Origin of the sequence: Sporichthya brevicatena (assembly GCF_039525035.1) — a bacterium.
In the GTDB taxonomy this organism is placed as follows: Bacteria; Actinomycetota; Actinomycetes; order Sporichthyales; family Sporichthyaceae; genus Sporichthya; species Sporichthya brevicatena.
In genome coordinates this window covers 77,370-94,503 of sequence record NZ_BAAAHE010000006.1, presented here as the reverse complement: position 1 = coordinate 94,503, position 17,134 = coordinate 77,370, and the positions used below count along the sequence as shown (strand labels likewise).

At 72.3% G+C, this 17,134-nt stretch carries 15 protein-coding genes; 12 read left to right on the top strand and 3 right to left on the bottom strand.

Annotated elements, in window-relative coordinates; genetic code table 11:
- Positions 1–58: 58 nt before the first annotated feature.
- Positions 59–877, bottom strand: coding sequence for a hypothetical protein (locus tag ABD401_RS03100; protein ID WP_344601474.1), 819 nt, complete (start codon positions 875–877; stop codon positions 59–61).
- Between the two features lie 187 nt (positions 878–1,064).
- On the opposite strand from ABD401_RS03100, the gene purN reads away from it, so the two are divergent.
- The 6 genes from purN to mdh all read left to right on the top strand — a co-directional run bounded on the left by purN (position 1,065) and on the right by mdh (position 7,506).
- Positions 1,065–1,736, top strand: coding sequence for a phosphoribosylglycinamide formyltransferase (purN, locus tag ABD401_RS03095; protein WP_344601472.1), 672 nt, complete (start codon positions 1,065–1,067; stop codon positions 1,734–1,736).
- Positions 1,737–1,756: 20 nt separating this feature from the next.
- Positions 1,757–3,313 carry a bifunctional phosphoribosylaminoimidazolecarboxamide formyltransferase/IMP cyclohydrolase gene (gene purH / locus ABD401_RS03090; RefSeq protein ID WP_344601470.1) on the top strand — a complete coding sequence of 519 codons (1,557 nt, stop codon included), beginning with the start codon at positions 1,757–1,759 and terminating at the stop codon, positions 3,311–3,313.
- A gap of 401 nt (positions 3,314–3,714) precedes the next feature.
- On the top strand, positions 3,715–5,211 hold the full coding sequence (locus tag ABD401_RS03085) for a hypothetical protein (RefSeq protein ID WP_344601468.1): 1,497 nt from the start codon (positions 3,715–3,717) through the stop codon (positions 5,209–5,211).
- A gap of 28 nt (positions 5,212–5,239) precedes the next feature.
- Positions 5,240–6,097: a bifunctional methylenetetrahydrofolate dehydrogenase/methenyltetrahydrofolate cyclohydrolase gene (locus ABD401_RS03080; protein ID WP_344601466.1), complete on the top strand. Its 858-nt coding sequence runs from the start codon at positions 5,240–5,242 to the stop codon at positions 6,095–6,097.
- 43 nt (positions 6,098–6,140) lie between these two features.
- On the top strand, positions 6,141–6,425 hold the full coding sequence (locus tag ABD401_RS03075) for a DUF3017 domain-containing protein (protein ID WP_344601464.1): 285 nt from the start codon (positions 6,141–6,143) through the stop codon (positions 6,423–6,425).
- 124 nt (positions 6,426–6,549) lie between these two features.
- The gene (gene mdh / locus ABD401_RS03070; RefSeq protein ID WP_344601462.1) at positions 6,550–7,506 is read left to right on the top strand and encodes a malate dehydrogenase; all 957 of its coding nucleotides are present in this window, start codon (positions 6,550–6,552) and stop codon (positions 7,504–7,506) included.
- Between the two features lie 82 nt (positions 7,507–7,588).
- Here the strand turns inward: mdh and ABD401_RS03065 are convergent, their stop codons facing one another.
- A complete protein-coding gene (locus ABD401_RS03065; protein WP_344601459.1) occupies positions 7,589–9,799 on the bottom strand; it encodes an NADP-dependent isocitrate dehydrogenase in 2,211 nt (736 codons plus the stop codon).
- Between the two features lie 172 nt (positions 9,800–9,971).
- On the opposite strand from ABD401_RS03065, the gene trpS reads away from it, so the two are divergent.
- Entirely contained in the window at positions 9,972–11,012 is a 1,041-nt protein-coding gene (gene trpS, locus ABD401_RS03060; protein WP_344601457.1) for a tryptophan--tRNA ligase, read from the top strand.
- A gap of 11 nt (positions 11,013–11,023) precedes the next feature.
- Positions 11,024–11,563, top strand: a complete 540-nt coding sequence (locus ABD401_RS03055) for a 2'-5' RNA ligase family protein (protein WP_344601455.1) — start codon at positions 11,024–11,026, stop codon at positions 11,561–11,563.
- A 39-nt stretch (positions 11,564–11,602) separates the two neighbouring features.
- Here ABD401_RS03055 and ABD401_RS03050 read toward each other — a convergent pair whose 3' ends face one another.
- Positions 11,603–12,904, bottom strand: a complete 1,302-nt coding sequence (locus ABD401_RS03050; protein ID WP_344601453.1) for a D-alanyl-D-alanine carboxypeptidase family protein — start codon at positions 12,902–12,904, stop codon at positions 11,603–11,605.
- Positions 12,905–12,988: 84 nt separating this feature from the next.
- On the opposite strand from ABD401_RS03050, the gene ABD401_RS03045 reads away from it, so the two are divergent.
- The 4 genes from ABD401_RS03045 to ABD401_RS03030 are packed head-to-tail and all read left to right on the top strand — an operon-like array spanning position 12,989 to position 17,086.
- Entirely contained in the window at positions 12,989–14,221 is a 1,233-nt protein-coding gene (locus ABD401_RS03045; RefSeq protein ID WP_425566050.1) for an amidohydrolase, read from the top strand.
- Positions 14,218–14,607 (top strand): cytidine deaminase, encoded by a 390-nt coding sequence (locus tag ABD401_RS03040; protein WP_344601451.1) that lies wholly within the window; start codon positions 14,218–14,220, stop codon positions 14,605–14,607. The genes ABD401_RS03045 and ABD401_RS03040 overlap by 4 nt, the downstream gene beginning before the upstream one ends.
- Positions 14,604–15,884: a thymidine phosphorylase gene (locus ABD401_RS03035; protein ID WP_344601449.1), complete on the top strand. Its 1,281-nt coding sequence runs from the start codon at positions 14,604–14,606 to the stop codon at positions 15,882–15,884. Before ABD401_RS03040 ends, ABD401_RS03035 begins: the two co-directional genes overlap by 4 nt.
- A gap of 53 nt (positions 15,885–15,937) precedes the next feature.
- The gene (locus ABD401_RS03030; protein ID WP_344601447.1) at positions 15,938–17,086 is read left to right on the top strand and encodes an adenosine deaminase; all 1,149 of its coding nucleotides are present in this window, start codon (positions 15,938–15,940) and stop codon (positions 17,084–17,086) included.
- Positions 17,087–17,134 lie beyond the last annotated feature (48 nt).

The window sequence follows — 17,134 nt, the reverse complement described above, 5'->3', positions numbered from 1 at the left end:
CCTGACCATGACCCCGAGCCTGGCCGAACTTCCCCTCAGATCACTTGATCAACACGCCCTAGCCCGCTGCCACCACGTCGGCCATGCAGTGCATGCCCTCGGCGACGGTGTGGGTGTCCTGGACGCAGTTCTTGAAGTCCGTCGCGGAGTACGCGGTGAACAGCCAGGCCGCGGCCGCGGTCCAGATCGTCGCGAGGACCAGGGCGATCACGCCGAGCGCGAAGCCGCCGCCGGCGCTGCCGGGGTTGCTGGCGAAGCCGTAGCGGGCGCGCAGGCGGCCCTTGCGGCCGAGGACGATCGCCCCGATCGCGAACAGGAACGCCAGCGGGAACAGCGGGAACAGCACGCTGGTGAACAGGATCGCGACGACGCCGAGGATCATCGCCATCCGCCCGGCGACGTTGCGCATCGGGTAGAGGGCGCCGGTCTCGGTCAGCGGCAGGCCCGTGACCGGGTCGTAGGCGGTGACGTCCGCGACGCCGGGCGCCGGGGTGGCCGGGAACGTCTGGGTCGCCGGCGGGGCGTAGGCCGGGGTGGAGGGCGGCGCGTAGGCCGACTCGTACGTGGTGGCCTCGTAGGTCGAGTCGTAGGTCGTCCCGTAGCCGGCCGGAGCCGGAGCCGGAGCCGGGGCCGCGGTGTAGCTGTCGTAGCCGGTGGACGCCAACGGGTAGGCCGGCGTGGGGATCGGCGCGGTGTGCTGGGGCGTGTACGCCGGGGCCGGGGGAGTCGCGTCGCCCGAGGGGGAGCGGTACCAGACGTGCTCCGAGCCGTTCGCCGAACCGTTCAGACGGGTGTCGCCCCCGGACGTGGATCCGCCGGAGTTCCAGGCGCCGGATCCGTAGGAGTCGTTCCAGGAGTTCGATCCGCGCTCGTACATCGCCGAGTCCTTCCGCTGCCGCCGCTGCGTGTGTGGTCGCGACCGGGAGGGAGGTCGCGATCTTCCTGGCGGCGTCAGTGTGCGCCGATTCGGCCCGTTCCGTCCGGCGCTTTGCCATGGAGGTGCATTCCTCCTACCGGGGGCGGATATCGTGACCGGCGTCCGGAACGTGGAGTGGGCACCCCTGATGGCAGGAGCAGTCGCGCAGGTGGGAGTCTCGGCGTCCGGCTCTACCCCGGGGGCAGCCCGCCTCGTCGTGCTGGTCAGCGGGTCCGGCACGAATCTGCAGGCGCTGCTGGACGCCTGCGCCGACCCGGCGTTCGGGGCCACCGTGGTGGCCGTCGGCGCGGACCGCACGGACATCGAGGGTCTGCGCCGCGCGGAGAAGGTCGGCATCCCGACGTTCGTCTGCCGCGTCGGTGATCACGCCACGCGGTCGGACTGGGACGCTGCGTTGACCGCCGCGGTCGCGGCGCACGAGCCCGACCTCGTCGTCTCCGCCGGCTTCATGAAGATCCTGGGCGCGACGTTCCTGGACCGGTTCGCGGGTCGTTGCGTGAACACGCACCCCGCGCTGCTGCCCGCGTTCCCCGGCGCGCACGGGGTCCGTGACGCCCTCGCCTACGGTGTTCGTGTGACCGGGTGCACGGTGCACCTCGTCGACGCGGGCGTCGACACCGGCCCGATCGTGGCGCAGGCCGCGGTCGACGTCCTCGACGACGACGACGAGGACTCCCTGCACGAACGCATCAAGACCGTCGAGCGCGGCCTGCTGGTCGAGATCGTCGGTCGGATGGCCCGCGAAGGCTTCGTGCTGGACGGCCGCCGGGTGCGGTTCGGCACGGCAGCATCGAACTGATCGAACTGATGGAGAGTCAGATGAGCGACGGACGGCGGCCGGTTCGGCGGGCCTTGATCAGCGTCTACGACAAGACCGGTCTGACCGAGCTGGCTCAAGGCCTGCACGCGGCCGGGGTCTCCATCGTGTCGACCGGGTCGACGGCCGCGAAGATCGCCGAGGCCGGCGTCCCGGTGACGAAGGTCGAGGAGCTCACCGGCTTCCCGGAGTGCCTCGACGGCCGGGTGAAGACGCTCCACCCGCGCGTCCACGCGGGGATCCTCGCCGACCTCCGGCTCGAGGCCCACGCCGCGCAGCTCGCCGAGCTCGGCGTCGAGCCGTTCGAGCTCGTCGTCGTCAACCTGTACCCGTTCAAGGCGACGGTCGCCTCCGGCGCGAGCCCCGACGAGTGCGTCGAGCAGATCGACATCGGTGGCCCGTCGATGGTCCGCGCCGCGGCGAAGAACCACCCGAGCGTCGCGGTCGTCGTGGACCCGAAGCGTTACACCGACGTGCTCGCCGCCGTCGCCGAGGGCGGGTTCACGCTGGAAGCCCGCCGCCTGCTCGCCGTCGCCGCGTTCCAGCACACCGCCGAGTACGACGTCGCCGTCGCCTCGTGGCTGGGGTCGCAGTACAAGGAGGACCCGTCCTCGCCGTGGCCGAACTGGGCCGGCGCGACCTGGACCCGTTCCGCCGTCCTCCGCTACGGCGAGAACCCGCACCAGCAGGCCGCGCTGTACGCCTCGGACGCCGGCGGCCTCGCCGTCGCCGAGCAGCTGCACGGCAAGGAGATGTCGTACAACAACTACGTCGACACCGACGCGGCCCGCCGCGCCGCGTACGACTTCGCCGACCCGTGCGTCGCGATCATCAAGCACGCGAACCCGTGCGGCATCGCGATCGGTGCGGACGTGGCCGAGGCGCACCGCAAGGCCCACGAGTGCGACCCGGTCTCCGCGTTCGGCGGCGTGATCGCCACCAACGTCCCGGTGACCGCGGCGATGGCCGAGCAGGTCGCCGAGATCTTCACCGAGGTGATCTGCGCTCCGGACTTCGAGCCGGCCGCGCTGGAGATCCTGCGCGCGAAGAAGAATCTCCGCCTGCTCAAGTCGGCGCCGGTCCTCCCGGGCCGCGCGGCGGAGTTCCGCCCGATCTCCGGCGGCGTCCTGCTGCAGACCATGGACAAGCTCGACGCCTCCGGCGACGCCCCGGCCAACTGGACGCTGGCGTGCGGCGAGCCCGCGTCGCCCGAGCAGCTGGTCGACCTGGCCTTCGCCTGGCGGGCGATCCGCGCCGTGAAGTCCAACGCGATCCTGCTCGCCAAGGGCGGCGCCACCGTCGGCGTCGGCATGGGCCAGGTCAACCGCGTCGACTCCGCCCGCCTCTCCGTCGCCCGCGCCGGGGAGCGCGCCGCCGGCTCCGTCGCCGCGTCAGACGCGTTCTTCCCGTTCCCCGACGGCCTCCAGGTGCTGATCGACGCCGGCGTCTCCGCCGTCGTCCAGCCCGGTGGGTCGGTCCGGGACGAGGAGGTCATCGCCGCCGCCCGCGCCGCCGGGATCACGATGTACCTGACCGGGACGCGCCACTTCGCCCACTGAGGCCGCGGGCCCGCCCACGCCTGGCGCCCCCTGCACTGGAGATGTCATCTCCAGTGCAGGGGGCCTTTTTCGGTGGAGATGTCATCTCCAGTGCGGGGGTGTTTTCCGGTGGAGATGTCATCTCCAGTGGAGGGGCGGTGGTGACGGCGGGTGACCGATTCCGGTCCGGGGTGGGGCCGTTCGGGGATGCGCGCTCGGGCGGGGTTCCGGGCCGGTCCGGGCCGCGGAGCGGGCCGACTGGCCCGCAGGGGTCGTCCGTTTTGTCCCCCCGACTAGGACGAACCGCTCGTCTTGCATCCTCCGTTCGTTCCATTCCGGCATGGCTGTCTTGCCGTCCGGCTACCAGGGCGTTTGTATGCGAATAGGACGCCGGGTGGGGAACTGCGGCGGGGGAGGAACGCGTGAGCAACGAGCGGTCGGAGCGCCGGGCCATCGTGACGGGGAGTACCGGGAGCGGTGCGCTCGCGGGCGCGGTCGCGGGGGCGATCGACACCGCGGTCGACCCGGCGGCGGACGAGGCCGAGCGGCTCTTCGACTTCGGCCCGGACATCGAGCTCCCGGAGACCGGCCCGCAGGCCACGCTCCCGCCCTGGATGGCCGATCCGGAGACGGCGCTGCCGTTCGCCGGCCAGACGATCTCGGCCCGGCTCGCGCCCGCCGCTGCGGAGGCCCCCGTTGCCCCGGCCGTTGCCCCGGCCGCTGAGGTCGTCGAGGACCGGACGCCGGAGCCCGTCGCCGTGCCCACCTTCGCGCAGAGCGTGCCGGCCCCGCGCCGGCGCCGGAAGCCGCTGCCCGCCGACCGCGTCGTGATCGCCGCCCCGGCCGTGGTCGACGGCTCGCCGGCCGCCGTGACCCCGCCCGCCGTGACCCCGGCCCCGGTGGCGCCCGCGCCGCTGGTCCCGGCGCAGCGCAACGACGCGGCGCCCACGGCCGCCGCGCCCGCGGCCGTCGCCGAGGCGGCGGCGGAGCCCGCGCCGAGCTCGACGGAGACGGAGGCGGAGCGCAAGCGTCGCCGCCGGCGCTGGATCGGGTTCGCGCAGGCAACGGCGATCATCGCCGTCGGCGCGACCGTCGGCACCTACGCCGCCGGTGGGCTCGGATTTCTGGAGAACCGCGTCAAGGAGAACCCGCCGGTCGCGGAGGCGAGCGCCTGGGTGCTCAACAACCTCGCCGGGGTCGGGTCGGTGGCCGTCCCGGCGTCGATGGTCGACACGCTGCTTCAGAACGGTCAGGACTCCGACGCGCTGACGTCCTACCCGGACGACAGCACCGGACCGCTCGACCTGGGCAAGAACTGCTGCTCGTTCCTCGTGCTGGCCGGCGGCCCGGGCGAGGAGCCCGGGACCGGCGTCCCGGACTCGGTCCGCGCGCTGTTCGACCGTTCGCGGCCGGCCGCGGTGTTCACCACCGACGGCGGCTGGACGCAGGTCCGCCAGGTGCTGCCGGGCTCGGCGGCGAAGGTCGCGGCCGACATCCAGGCCGACCGGGACGCGCTCGTCGCCACCGGGAAGTCGCTGGTCGCGTCCGGCAAGGTCGGCCTGTCCGACACCGCCAAGGCGCAGCTGCAGAACGGCGAGGTGGACGCCCGCGTCCTGCTCGCGGTCGTCGCGGTCGCGCTGAAGCACAAGATCACCATCGCTTCGTTCCCGGCGCTGCCGGGCGAGACGGATGCCGGCATCCTGCGCCGCTCGGTCGCGATCTCGAAGATCGACGGCGTCGCGGTCAAGGACGGGTCGAAGGGTGTGAAGTCGGTCAAGGACCTGCTCGCCGCCTCGACCGGTGTCTACCGTCCGGACGGGGCGGGGGTGCACGCCGTCGACGGCGCCACCGCGCTGGAGCTCCGCTTCGACGCGCCGAGCCCGTTCGGCCTGCTGACGCTCGACGCCAAGAAGAGCTGACGCGAGCCGCGCCCCTAGGATCGAGGCCGTGACGGCGAAGATCCTGGACGGTAAGGCAGCCGCGGCGGCGATCCGGGCGGAGCTCACCCAGCGGGTGGCGAAGCTCAAGGAGAACGGCAGCACGCCCGGACTGGGCACGGTGCTGGTCGGCGACGACCCGGGCAGCCACTCGTACGTGGCGGGCAAGCACCGCGACTGCGCGGAGATCGGCATCGCGAGCATCCGCCGCGACCTGCCCGCGACCGCGACGCAGGCCGAGGTCGAGCAGGCCGTCGCCGAGCTGAACGCCGACCCGGCGTGCACCGGCTTCATCGTCCAGCTCCCGCTGCCGAAGGGCCTGGACGCGAACCGCGTGCTGGGCCTGATCGACCCGGACAAGGACGCCGACGGCCTGCACCCGGTGAACCTGGGCAAGCTCGTGCTGGGGGAGCCGGCCCCGCTGCCGTGCACGCCGCGCGGCATCGTCGAGCTGCTCACGCGCTACGACATCGCGATCGCCGGCGCCGAGGTCGTCGTGGTCGGCCGCGGTGTCACGGTGGGCCGGCCGCTCGGGCTGCTGCTGACCCGCAAGTCGGAGAACGCGACCGTGACCCTGTGCCACACCGGCACCCGCGACCTCGCCGCCCACGTGCGGCAGGCCGACATCGTCGTGGCCGCCGCCGGCGTCCGGGGCCTGGTCACGGCCGACATGCTCAAGCCGGGGGCCGTGGTGCTCGACGTCGGCACGTCCCGCTCGGAGGACGGCAAGCTCGTCGGGGACGTCGACCCCGCCGCGGCCGAGGTTGCTGGCTGGCTGGCCCCGATGCCGGGCGGCGTCGGTCCGATGACGCGGGCGATGCTCGTCGACAACGTCGTGCTCGCCGCCGAGCGCGCCGCCGGGATCTGAGCCGACGGGCGTGAGTACCCCCGGCCGTCCGAGTCCGCGCCCGGTGCGACGGTCCGTCGTGCGCCGGGTCGTGGCGGCGGAGTGGCCGCTGGTGTGCGTGCTCGCCGTCTGCGCCGCGGGTGTGCTGGTCGTGCTCTCCGAGCACTTCCGGCGGGGGACGGTCCTGTTCGCCGGAGGTCTCGTCCTCGCGGCCGGTCTGCGCGCCCTGCTCCCGTCCGAGTCGGCCGGTCTGCTCGTGGTTCGCGGCCGGCTGGTGGACGTCATCACCCTCGCCGCGCTGGGGCTGGGCGTCCTCCTCGCGGCGCTGGTGGTCCCGCCCCCCGCCTGAGCGGCCATCGAATCGCCGGGCTAGGGTTTTCCCGAGCAATCTCTTGACGCCAAGACAAACCGTGTGGGCGTCGTCGAGTGCTGTCCCCGAGTTGTTGCCCCCGTTTGATGAAGGAGTGCTGGTCATGGCGCGCAAGGGCAAGGTCACCGTCGTCGGAGCCGGCTTCTACGGATCGACGACCGCGCTCCGTCTCGCGGAGTACGACATCTTCGAGGAGGTCGTCCTCACCGACATCGTCGAGGGCAAGCCGGAGGGCCTCGCGCTGGACATGAACCAGTCGCGGCCGATCGAGGGCTTCGAGACCAAGCTGACCGGTGCCACCACCACCGCGGACGGCGACGGCTACGAGAAGACCGCCGGTTCCGACATCGTCGTGATCACCGCGGGCCTGCCGCGCAAGCCCGGCATGAGCCGCATGGACCTCATCGAGGTCAACGCGAAGATCGTGCGCGGCGTCGCCGAGAACATCGTCAAGCACTCGCCCGACGCCGTCATCGTCGTCGTGTCGAACCCACTCGACGAGATGACCGCGCTGACGCAGCTCGCCTCGGGTCTGCCGAAGAACAAGGTCATCGGCCAGGCCGGCATGCTCGACACCGCGCGCTTCACGAACTTCGTCGCCGAGAAGCTCGGCGTCGAGGTCGGTGCGGTCACCACGCTGACCCTCGGCTCGCACGGCGACACGATGGTCCCGGTCCCGAGCGCCTGCACCGTCAACGGCAAGCCGCTCTCGGAGCTGCTCTCCGCCGAGGAGATCGAGGACCTCGTGGTCCGCACCCGCAACGGTGGCGCCGAGGTCGTCGCGCTGCTCAAGACCGGCTCGGCCTACTACGCCCCGTCGGCCGCCGCGGCCCGCATGGTCAAGGCCATCGCCGAGGACTCCGGCGCGGTCATGCCGGTGTGCTGCTGGGTCGACGGTGAGTACGGCATCTCCGGCGTCTACCTCGGCGTCGAGGCCGAGCTCGGCGCCGGCGGCATCAAGAAGGTCGTCGAGCGCGACCTCACCGAGACCGAGCTCGCCGCGCTGAAGGAGGCCGCCGAGGCCGTCCGCGCCAAGCAGGGCGACGTCGCGAACCTCTGAGTACCTCGCCCACACGCAGACGGCACACCACGCGAAAGGCCCCGCCTCCCTTCCGGGAGGCGGGGCCTTGTGCGTTGCGGGTCTACAGGCTCGCCAGGGCCTCGTTGAAGGTGGCCGACGGGCGCATCACCGCGGACGCCTTGGCGTCGTCGGGACGGTAGTAACCGCCGATGTCGACCGGGGAACCCTGGACCGCGAGCAGCTCGGCGTTGATCGTCTCCTCCGAGCTTGCCAGCGTCTCCGCCAGGCCCTTGAAGGCGGCGGCGAGCTCGGCGTCCTCGGACTGGTTCGCCAGCTCCTGCGCCCAGTACAGGGCGAGGTAGAAGTGGCTGCCGCGGTTGTCGATCGAGCCGACCTTGCGGGCCGGGGACTTGTTCTCGTCCAGGAACGTGCCGGTCGCCCGGTCGAGGGTGTCGGCCAGGATCTGTGCGCGCTGATTACCCGTCACGTTCGCGAGGTGCTCGAAGCTGACCGCGAGGGCCAGGAACTCGCCCAGGCTGTCCCAGCGCAGGTAGTTCTCCTTCACCAGCTGCTGCACGTGCTTCGGGGCCGAGCCGCCGGCGCCGGTCTCGAACAGGCCGCCGCCGTTGATCAGCGGCACGACCGAGAGCATCTTGGCCGAGGTGCCCAGCTCGAGGATCGGGAACAGGTCGGTCAGGTAGTCACGCAGCACGTTGCCGGTGACGCTGATGGTGTCCTCGCCCTTGCGGATCCGCTCGAGGCTGAAGCGGATCGCGTCCACCGGGGCGAGGATCCGGATGTCCAGGCCCGTGGTGTCGTGCTCGGGCAGGTAGGCCTGCACCTTCTGGATGAGCTGGGCGTCGTGCGCCCGGTTCTCGTCGAGCCAGAACACCGCGGGAGCACCGGTCGCGCGGGCACGGGTGACGGCGAGCTTCACCCAGTCGCGGATCGGGACGTCCTTGGTCTGGCAGGCGCGCCAGATGTCGCCGGCGCTGACCTCGTGCTCGATCAGCGTCTCGCCCGCGCTGTTCTTCACGCGGACGGTGCCGTCGGTCGGGATCTCGAAGGTCTTGTCGTGGCTGCCGTACTCCTCGGCGGCCTGCGCCATCAGACCGACGTTGGGCACCGAGCCCATGGTGGCCGGGTCGTAGGCGCCGTTCGCGCGGCAGTCCTCGATGACGGCCTGGTAGATCCCGGCGTAGCTGCTGTCCGGGATGACGGCGAGGGTGTCGTGCTCGTTGCCGTCGGGGCCCCACATGTGGCCCGAGGTGCGGATCATGGCCGGCATCGAGGCGTCGACGATGATGTCGCTGGGCACGTGCAGGTTGGTGATGCCGCGGTCGGAGTCGACCATGGCGATGTCCGGGCCGTCGGCGAGGGCCTGGTCGAACGCGGCCTTGATCTCGGCGCCGTTGCTCAGCTTGTCGAGCCCGGCGTAGATGACGCCGAGGCCGTCGTTCGGGCTCAGGCCGGCCGCGGCCAGGTCGTCGCCGTACTTGGCGAACACGTCGGCGAAGTAGGCCTTCACGACGTGGCCGAAGATGATCGGGTCGGAGACCTTCATCATCGTCGCCTTGAGGTGAGCCGAGAACAGCACGCCCTCGTCCTTGGCCCGCTGCACCTGGGCGGTCAGGAACTCGCGGAGCGCGGCGACCCGCAGAACGGTGCCGTCGACGACCTCGCCGGCGAGAACCTTCAGACCGTCCTTGAGCACGGTGACCGACCCGTCGGCGGCGGCCAGCTCGATCGTCAGGGTGTCGTCCGCGGGCAGCACGACCGACTTCTCGTTGGAGCGGAAGTCGTCGGCGCCCATCGTGGCCACGTTGGTCTTGGAGTCCGAGCTCCAGGCGCCCATGCGGTGCGGGTGCTTGCGGGCGTAGTTCTTCACCGACGCCGGAGCGCGGCGGTCGGAGTTGCCCTCGCGCAGCACCGGGTTGACCGCGCTGCCCTTGACCTTGTCGTACGTGGCCCGGACGGCCTTTTCCTCGTCGGTCTTCGGGTCGTCCGGGTAGTCCGGCAGGTCGTAGCCCTGGCTCTGCAGCTCGGCGATCGCGGCCTTCAGCTGCGGGATGGACGCCGAGATGTTTGGCAGCTTGATGATGTTGGCTTCCGGCGTCTTCGCGAGGTCGCCGAGCTCGGCGAGCGCGTCGCCGATGCGCTGGTCCTCGGTCAGGCGCTCCGGGAACTGGGAGATGATCCGGCCGGCGAGGGAGATGTCCCGCGTCTCGACCTCGACGCCCGCCTTGGACGCGTACGCCTGGATGATCGGCAGGAACGAGTAGGTCGCCAGCAGGGGCGCCTCGTCGGTGTGGGTGTAAATGATCGTGGCCATGGGTGCGGAGCGCCTCCTGCGGTCGCCGACGTGCGTGGGGGACTTCGAATTAGCTTGAGGTCAAGATACCTGGGCCGGGTCCCGGCCCGATCAGGGCACCGGGCGGCGGCCGCGGGCACCGGTGCCGAGCAGCCCGGCTCGGACCCTCGGGAGGGCTGCAAGAATGATGCCCATGTCGGCCCGCCGTGACTCCCCCCTCCGCAACGCTGATCGACCCAGGGTGCTGTCGGGGATCCAGCCGACCGCGGACTCCTTCCACCTCGGCAACTACCTCGGTGCGGTCCGCCAGTGGATCGGCCTGCAGGACACCCACGACGCGTTCTACTTCATCGCGGACCAGCACGCGATCACGGTCGAGCACGACCCGGCCCTGCTGCGGCAGCGGACGCGGGTGTCGGTGGCGCAGCTGCTCGCGGCCGGCCTGGACCCCGAGCGCTGCACGGTGTTCGTCCAGAGCCATGTGCCCGAGCACTCGCAGCTCGCGTGGGTGTTCAACTGCCTGACCGGGATGGGCGAGGCCTCCCGGATGACGCAGTTCAAGGACAAGTCCGCGAAGGGCGGTACCGACCGCGCGACCGTCGGCCTGTTCACCTACCCGATCCTGCAGGCGGCGGACATCCTGCTCTACCAGGCCCACCAGGTGCCGGTGGGTGAGGACCAGCGCCAGCACCTCGAGCTCACCCGTGACCTCGCGCAGCGGTTCAACCACCGCTTCGGCGAGACCCTGCGCGTCCCGGAGCCGTACATCCTGAAGGCGACGGCGAAGATCACCGACCTGCAGGACCCGACGGCGAAGATGAGCAAGTCCTCGTCCTCGCCGGGCGGCATCGTCGAGCTGCTCGACGAGCCGAAGGTCTCCGAGAAGAAGGTGAAGAGCGCCGTCACCGACTCCGAGCGGGAGATCCGCTTCGACGAGGAGAACAAGCCCGGCATCTCGAACCTGCTGACGATCGCGTCCGCGCTGACCGGGACGCCGATCCCGGACCTGGTCGCGTCCTACGAAGGCCGCGGCTACGGGGATCTGAAGAAGGAGGTCGCGGCTGCCGTCGTGGACTTCGTGACGCCCTTCCGTGAGCGCACCCACGGTTTCCTCGACGACGTGGCGGGCCTCGACGCGATCCTCGCCCAGGGTGCGGAGAAGGCCCGCGCCGTCGCCGCCGAGACACTGGCGCAGGTCTACGAGCGCGTCGGCTTCGTCCCGGCGAAGCACTGACGGCGGCCCGCATGAGTGCGAACTCCTCGTCGGTCGTCCGCACCATCGGCGTCGCGATCGCGATCCCCGAGCCGCACGGCTCCGAGCTGCAGGACTGGCGCGAGCACTTCGGTGACCCGCTGGCCCGCTCGATCCCGACGCACGTGACGCTGCTGCCGCCGACGCCGATCACCGAGGGGGACCTGCCCGGGGTCGAGTCGCACCTGCGGTCGATCGCGGCCGGCTTCTCCCCGTTCGACATCCTGCTCCGCGGTACCGGGACCTTCCGGCCGGCGTCCCCGGTGGTCTTCGTGACGCTCGCCGAGGGGATCTCGGACTGCGAGCTCCTCGAGCAGCAGGTCCGCAGCGGCCCGCTCGGGCACCGCGAGCTCGAGTTCGTCTACCACCCGCACGTGACGGTCGCCCATCACATCTCCGACGATGCGCTGTCCCACGCGTTCGACAAGCTCGCCCAGTACGAGGCCCGCTTCACCGTGTGGGGCTTCAGCCTCTTCGAGCACGGCGCCGACGGGGTCTGGCGGCCGTTCCTCGACTTCGCGTTCGGGGACTGAGTCCGCAGGGTCGGCCCCGGGTCGGCCCCGGTCGGTCAGTCAGTAGCGGTACGCCCCGTAGCGGCGGTACCGGCGCCGGTTCGAGAAGAACCGGGCCGCGCCGAGCATCAGCAGGACCGCGACGAGCGCGGAGCCGGCCACGGCGGACCACCGCAGCGAGTCCTCGCGGGAGACCGGGGAGCTGTTGATGCTCGTGCCGGCGGAGCCGGCGTTGCCCGCCTTGTCGCCCTTGTCGCCGCTGCCGACGACCGCGGGGCCCTGGTTGGAGCCGACCGAGGTGAAGCCGTCGTCCTCGGGGGAGACGACCGACGTCGAGATCGGGTCGACCAGCTGACCGACCGGCTGGATCTTCCCGGCGACGTTGAAGCCGTAGTTGAGCAGCGCGCCGGCTTCCTTGGTGATCTGGCCGTACGGCGTGTACATCAGCGAGGCGACGATCGTCTTCCCGTCGCGCTCGGCGGCCGCGATGATCGTGTTCTGCGCGAGCGTGGTGTAGCCGGTCTTGACGCCGATGGCGCCCTTGAAGCCCTGCAGGAGCAGGCGGTTCTCGGTGTAGACCCAGAAGTCCTTCTTCGTCTTCGGGGTCGCGCTCGCGGTCCGGTTGCCCGGGAAGACGTGGCGCACCGACGAGACGTAGTGGCGCAGGTCGCGGCGCTGCAGGGCTGCGCGGCCCCACAGGGCGAGGTCGTAGGCGGAGGAGAACTGCCCGTCGGCGTCGAGGCCGCTCGGGTTCACGACGGTGGTGTCCATCGCCTGCAGGCGGCGCGCCTCGGCCTGCATCATCGCGACGCCGCGCTCGACGGTGCCGCCGCCGGCGCGGGCCAGCGCGTTCGCGGCGTCGTTCCCGGAGCGCAGCAGCAGGCCGTACCAGAGGTCGTCGACCTTGTACTCCTGCGTGGCGACCAGGCCGACACGCGTGCCTTCCTGGTTCGCGTCGGTGCGGTCGGCCTTGACCGTGGAGTTCGGGTCCAGACGCGGGGCCATCGTCAGCGCGAGCAGCGTCTTGAGCGTGCTGGCGGGGCGGTAACGGCCGTGCGGGTTCTTGGCGGCGAGCACCTCACCGGTGTCGGCGTCGGCGACGACCCAGGCCGCGGCGGTGGTCGCGGGGACGGCCGGGGCGCCGGGAGCCGCGACGATGCCGCGCTCGGTCATCCGCGGGCCGCCGATGTTGTTGCTCGCCGGTGGCTGCGGAGTCGGCGTCGGGGTGCTCTCGGCGGCGCCGATGGTGCCGGCGCTCGGGACCGGGTCGACGGCGACGGCGGTCGAGGCGAGCAGCGCGGGCAGGACCAGACCGACCACGGCCGCGCTCAGGCCGAGGCGGCGACGACGGACGGTTCTCACTTCAGCTCCCCCGAGCGGTGGCATGGTGCGACAGGCGTGACTCCCGAGTCAGCGTAGAGTCTGGTCGCCGCTGGGGTCGGTTACTTGACGATCTACGCAGCCGTGTTCCGGATCGGAGGGCGCACACCCGTCATGTCGGTGCCGCTCGATCCCCGGATGACCGACCAGATGCGTGACGTGCGTCGCGATCTGCACGCCCACCCCGAGCTCTCGGGTGCGGAGTTCCGCACCACGACGCTGGTCGCCGACCGCCTCGCCGCCGCGGGTCTGGCCCCGACGGTGCTGCCGGGCGGGACCGGGCTGGTCTGCGACCTGACCCCCGCGGGTGCCGCTCCGGGTGAACGGCCGGTGACCGCGTTGCGCGCCGACCTCGACGCCCTCCCGCTGCCGGACGTCAAGGACGTGCCGTACCGCTCGACGGTGCCGGACGCCTGCCACGCCTGCGGGCACGACCTGCACACCGCCGTCCTGCTCGGGGCCGGGCTCGTCCTCGCCGAGCTCCGGGACACCGGTGCGCTTCCGCGGCCCGTCCGGCTCGTGTTCCAGCCGGCGGAGGAGGCGATGTGGGGCGCGCGGGCCGCGATCGAGGCCGGGGCGCTCGACGGCGTCGGCCGCGCGGTCGCGCTGCACGCCGACCCCCGGCTCGACGTGGGACGGGTGGGCCTGCGCGCGGGCGCGATCACCGGCGCCGCCGACTTCGTCCTCGTCCGCCTGACCGGCCCCGGCGGGCACACCGCGCGGCCACACCTGACCGCCGACCTCGTCCACGCCCTCGGGGTGGTCGCGACCCAGACGCCGGCGTTGCTCGCGCGGCGCTTCGACCCGCGGGCCGGGCTGCGGCTGGTCTGGGGCCGCGTGGCCGCGGGATCGGCGGCGAACGCGATCCCGTCCGGAGGCGAGCTCGCCGGCACCGTGCGGTGCCTGGACACCGCGACCTGGGACGCGGCCCCCGACCTGCTCACCGGCATCGTCGTGGCCCTCGCCGAGCAGCACGGGGTGACGGCCGAGGTCGAGGTCACCCGCGGGGTGCCGCCGTGCGTCAACGACGCCGACGTCGTCGACGACCTGCGGGTCGCCCTGACCACGGAGTTCGGCGTGGACGCGGTCGTGGCGACCGAGCAGAGCCTCGGCGGCGAGGACTTCGCCTGGTTCACCCGGTCGGTGCCCGGCGCGCTCGTCCGCCTCGGGACGCGGGGCCCCGGGGCGCCGGCGACCGATCTGCACACCTCGACCTTCGACGTCGACGAGGGCGCCCTCGAGGTCGGGATCCGGACGCTGGTCGCGGTGGCGACCGCACCGGTGGGGGAGGGCGCGTGAACATCGACTGGGCAGCGCTGCGCACGGCCGCGCACACGAGCGCTGCCGCGGCGTACGCGCCGTACTCGAGCCTGCAGGTCGGCGCAGCTGGGCTGACCGAGGACGGTCGCGTCGTGGTCGGCGTCAACGTCGAGAACGTCTCGTACGGCCTGACGCTGTGCGCGGAGTGCGGGATGGTCTCGGCCCTGGTCGCCGGTGGCCGCGCGCGGCTGCGGGCGGTCGCGGTCCGGAACGCCGCGGGGGAGGTCCTGACGCCCTGCGGGCGGTGCCGGCAGGTGCTGCTGGAGCACGGCGGGCCGGAGTGTCTGGTCGACACCCCCGGCGGCCCGCGGCCGCTCGGGGACCTGCTGCCGGACTCCTTCGGACCCGCGGACCTGCCGCGATGACGGCGCTGGACGCGGTCTCCGTCATCCGCGCGAAACGGGACGGCGCGGCGCTGACCGACGCGCAGATCGACTGGGTGCTCGACGCCTACGTCCGCGGCGAGGTCGCCGAGGAGCAGATGGCGGCGCTCGCGATGGCGATCTGCTGGCGTGGCATGGATCGGCGGGAGGTCGCGCGCTGGACCGCGGCGATGATCGACTCCGGACGCCGCGTCACGATCCCGGACCTCGACCGGCCGACGGTCGACAAGCACTCGACCGGCGGGGTGGGGGACAAGATCACCCTCGTGCTGACGCCGCTGGTCGCCGCGTGCGGGGCGGCGGTTCCGCAGCTGTCCGGCCGCGGCCTCGGACACACCGGCGGCACGCTCGACAAGCTGGAGGCGATCCCCGGCTGGCGCTCTGATCTGACGAAGGATCAGTTCGAAGCACAGCTGCGGGACGTCGGCGCCGTCGTGGCCGCCGCGGGGCCCGACCTCGCTCCGGCCGATGCGCGGCTCTACGCGTTGCGGGACGTCACCGGCACGGTCGAGTCGATCCCGCTCATCGCCGCCTCCATCCTGAGCAAGAAGATCGCCGAGGGCACGGGCGCGCTCGTGCTCGACGTGAAGGTCGGGTCCGGCGCCTTCATGAAGACTGAGGAGCACGCCCGCGAACTGGCCGAGACGATGGTCGCGCTCGGCACGGACTCCGGTGTGCGCACCGCCGCTTTGCTCACCGACATGTCCGCGCCGCTCGGGCGAACCGCGGGCAACGCCCTCGAGGTCGCCGAGGCCGTCGAGGTCCTCGCCGGGGGCGGACCGGCGGACGTCGTCGAGCTGACGCTGGCGCTGGCCCGGGAGATGCTCACGCTCGTCGGTCTCGACCGGGTCGACCCCGCCGACGTGCTCGCCGACGGCCGCGCGATGGACGTCTGGCGGCGGATGGTCACCGCGCAGGGCGGGGACCCCGACGCCCCGCTGCCCGTGGCCGCCGAGCACCACGAGATCCGGGCCGAGACCTCCGGTGTGCTCACCGGCGTCGACGCCTTCGCCGTCGGGATCGCGGCCTGGCGCCTCGGCGCGGGGCGTGCCCGCAAGGAGAACCCGGTCTCGGCCGCGGCTGGAGTGACGCTGCGTCAGTCCCGTGGGGATCAGGTTCGCGCCGGTGATGTGCTGGCCGTCCTCGCGACCGACGACGCCGCTCGGATCCCCGGTGCCGTCGACGCGCTCGCGGAGGCGTTCACCGTCGGCCCGGCCGCGGAACCGGTGCCGCCGCTGATCCGTGGGCGGGTCGGATAGCCGGATTCTCGCGAACGCCGGATCGAACGGCCCCCCACGACGTAACGTGAGTCATGGCAGCACGACACTCCGCGCAGTCGGGTGCGGCCTGGGACGACGACGTCGTCCGGCGTGCCCCCAAGGTCCTTCTGCACGACCACCTCGACGGCGGGCTGCGCCCCGCGACGATGCTCGAGCTGGCCGACGCCTGCGGGTATTCCGGCCTCCCGCACTCCGAGCCCGACGCCCTGGGGCGTTGGTTCGTCGACGCCGCGAACTCCGGGTCGCTGGAGCGGTACCTGGAGACGTTCGGGCACACGGTCGCGGTGATGCAGACGGCCGAGTCGCTGCACCGCATCGCCGCCGAGTGCGCCGAGGACCTCGCGGCCGACGGCGTCGTGTACGCCGAGATCCGCTACGCGCCGGAGCAGCACCTCGCGGCCGGGCTGACTCTGGACGAGGTCGTCGAGGCGACGCTGGCGGGATTCCGGGCGGGGGAGCGCGCGGCGGCCGCCGCCGGTCGGCGCATCCGAATCGGTGCCCTGCTCACCGCCATGCGCCACCAGGCGCGCTCGCAGGAGATCGCGGAGCTCGCGATCCGGTACCGCGACCACGGTGTCGTCGGCTTCGACATCGCCGGCGCCGAGGCCGGTTTCCCACCCACCCGGCACCTCGACGCGTTCGAGTACCTGCAGCGCGAGAACTTCCACTTCACGATCCACGCCGGTGAGGCCTTCGGCCTGCCGTCGATCTGGCAGGCGATCCAGTGGTGCGGCGCCGACCGGCTCGGGCACGGCGTGCGGATCGTCGACGACATCGCCGGGGGCCGCGACGGCGAGCCCATCAAGCTCGGGCGGCTCGCGGCGTACGTGCGCGACAAGCGCATCCCGCTGGAGATGTGCCCGTCGAGCAACGTGCAGACCGGCGCGGCCGCCTCGATCGCCGCCCACCCGATCGGGCTGCTGCGCGACCTGCAGTTCCGCGTCACCGTCAACACCGACAACCGGCTGCTCGGCGGGACGACGCTGAGCCGCGAGTTCGGCCTGCTCGTCGAGGAGTTCGGTTACGGGCTGATCGACATCGAGTGGTTCACGGTCAACGCGATGAAGTCCTCGTTCCTGCCGTTCGACGACCGGCTGCTGCTGATCAACGAGGTCATCAAGCCGGGATTCGCGGCGCTGCGCGCGGAGGCGGCGATGTCGCGGGTGACGGGGCTAGGCTGACCTCGCCGGAGACCCGGTGACCCGCACGGCCGGGACCGATCGACGCAG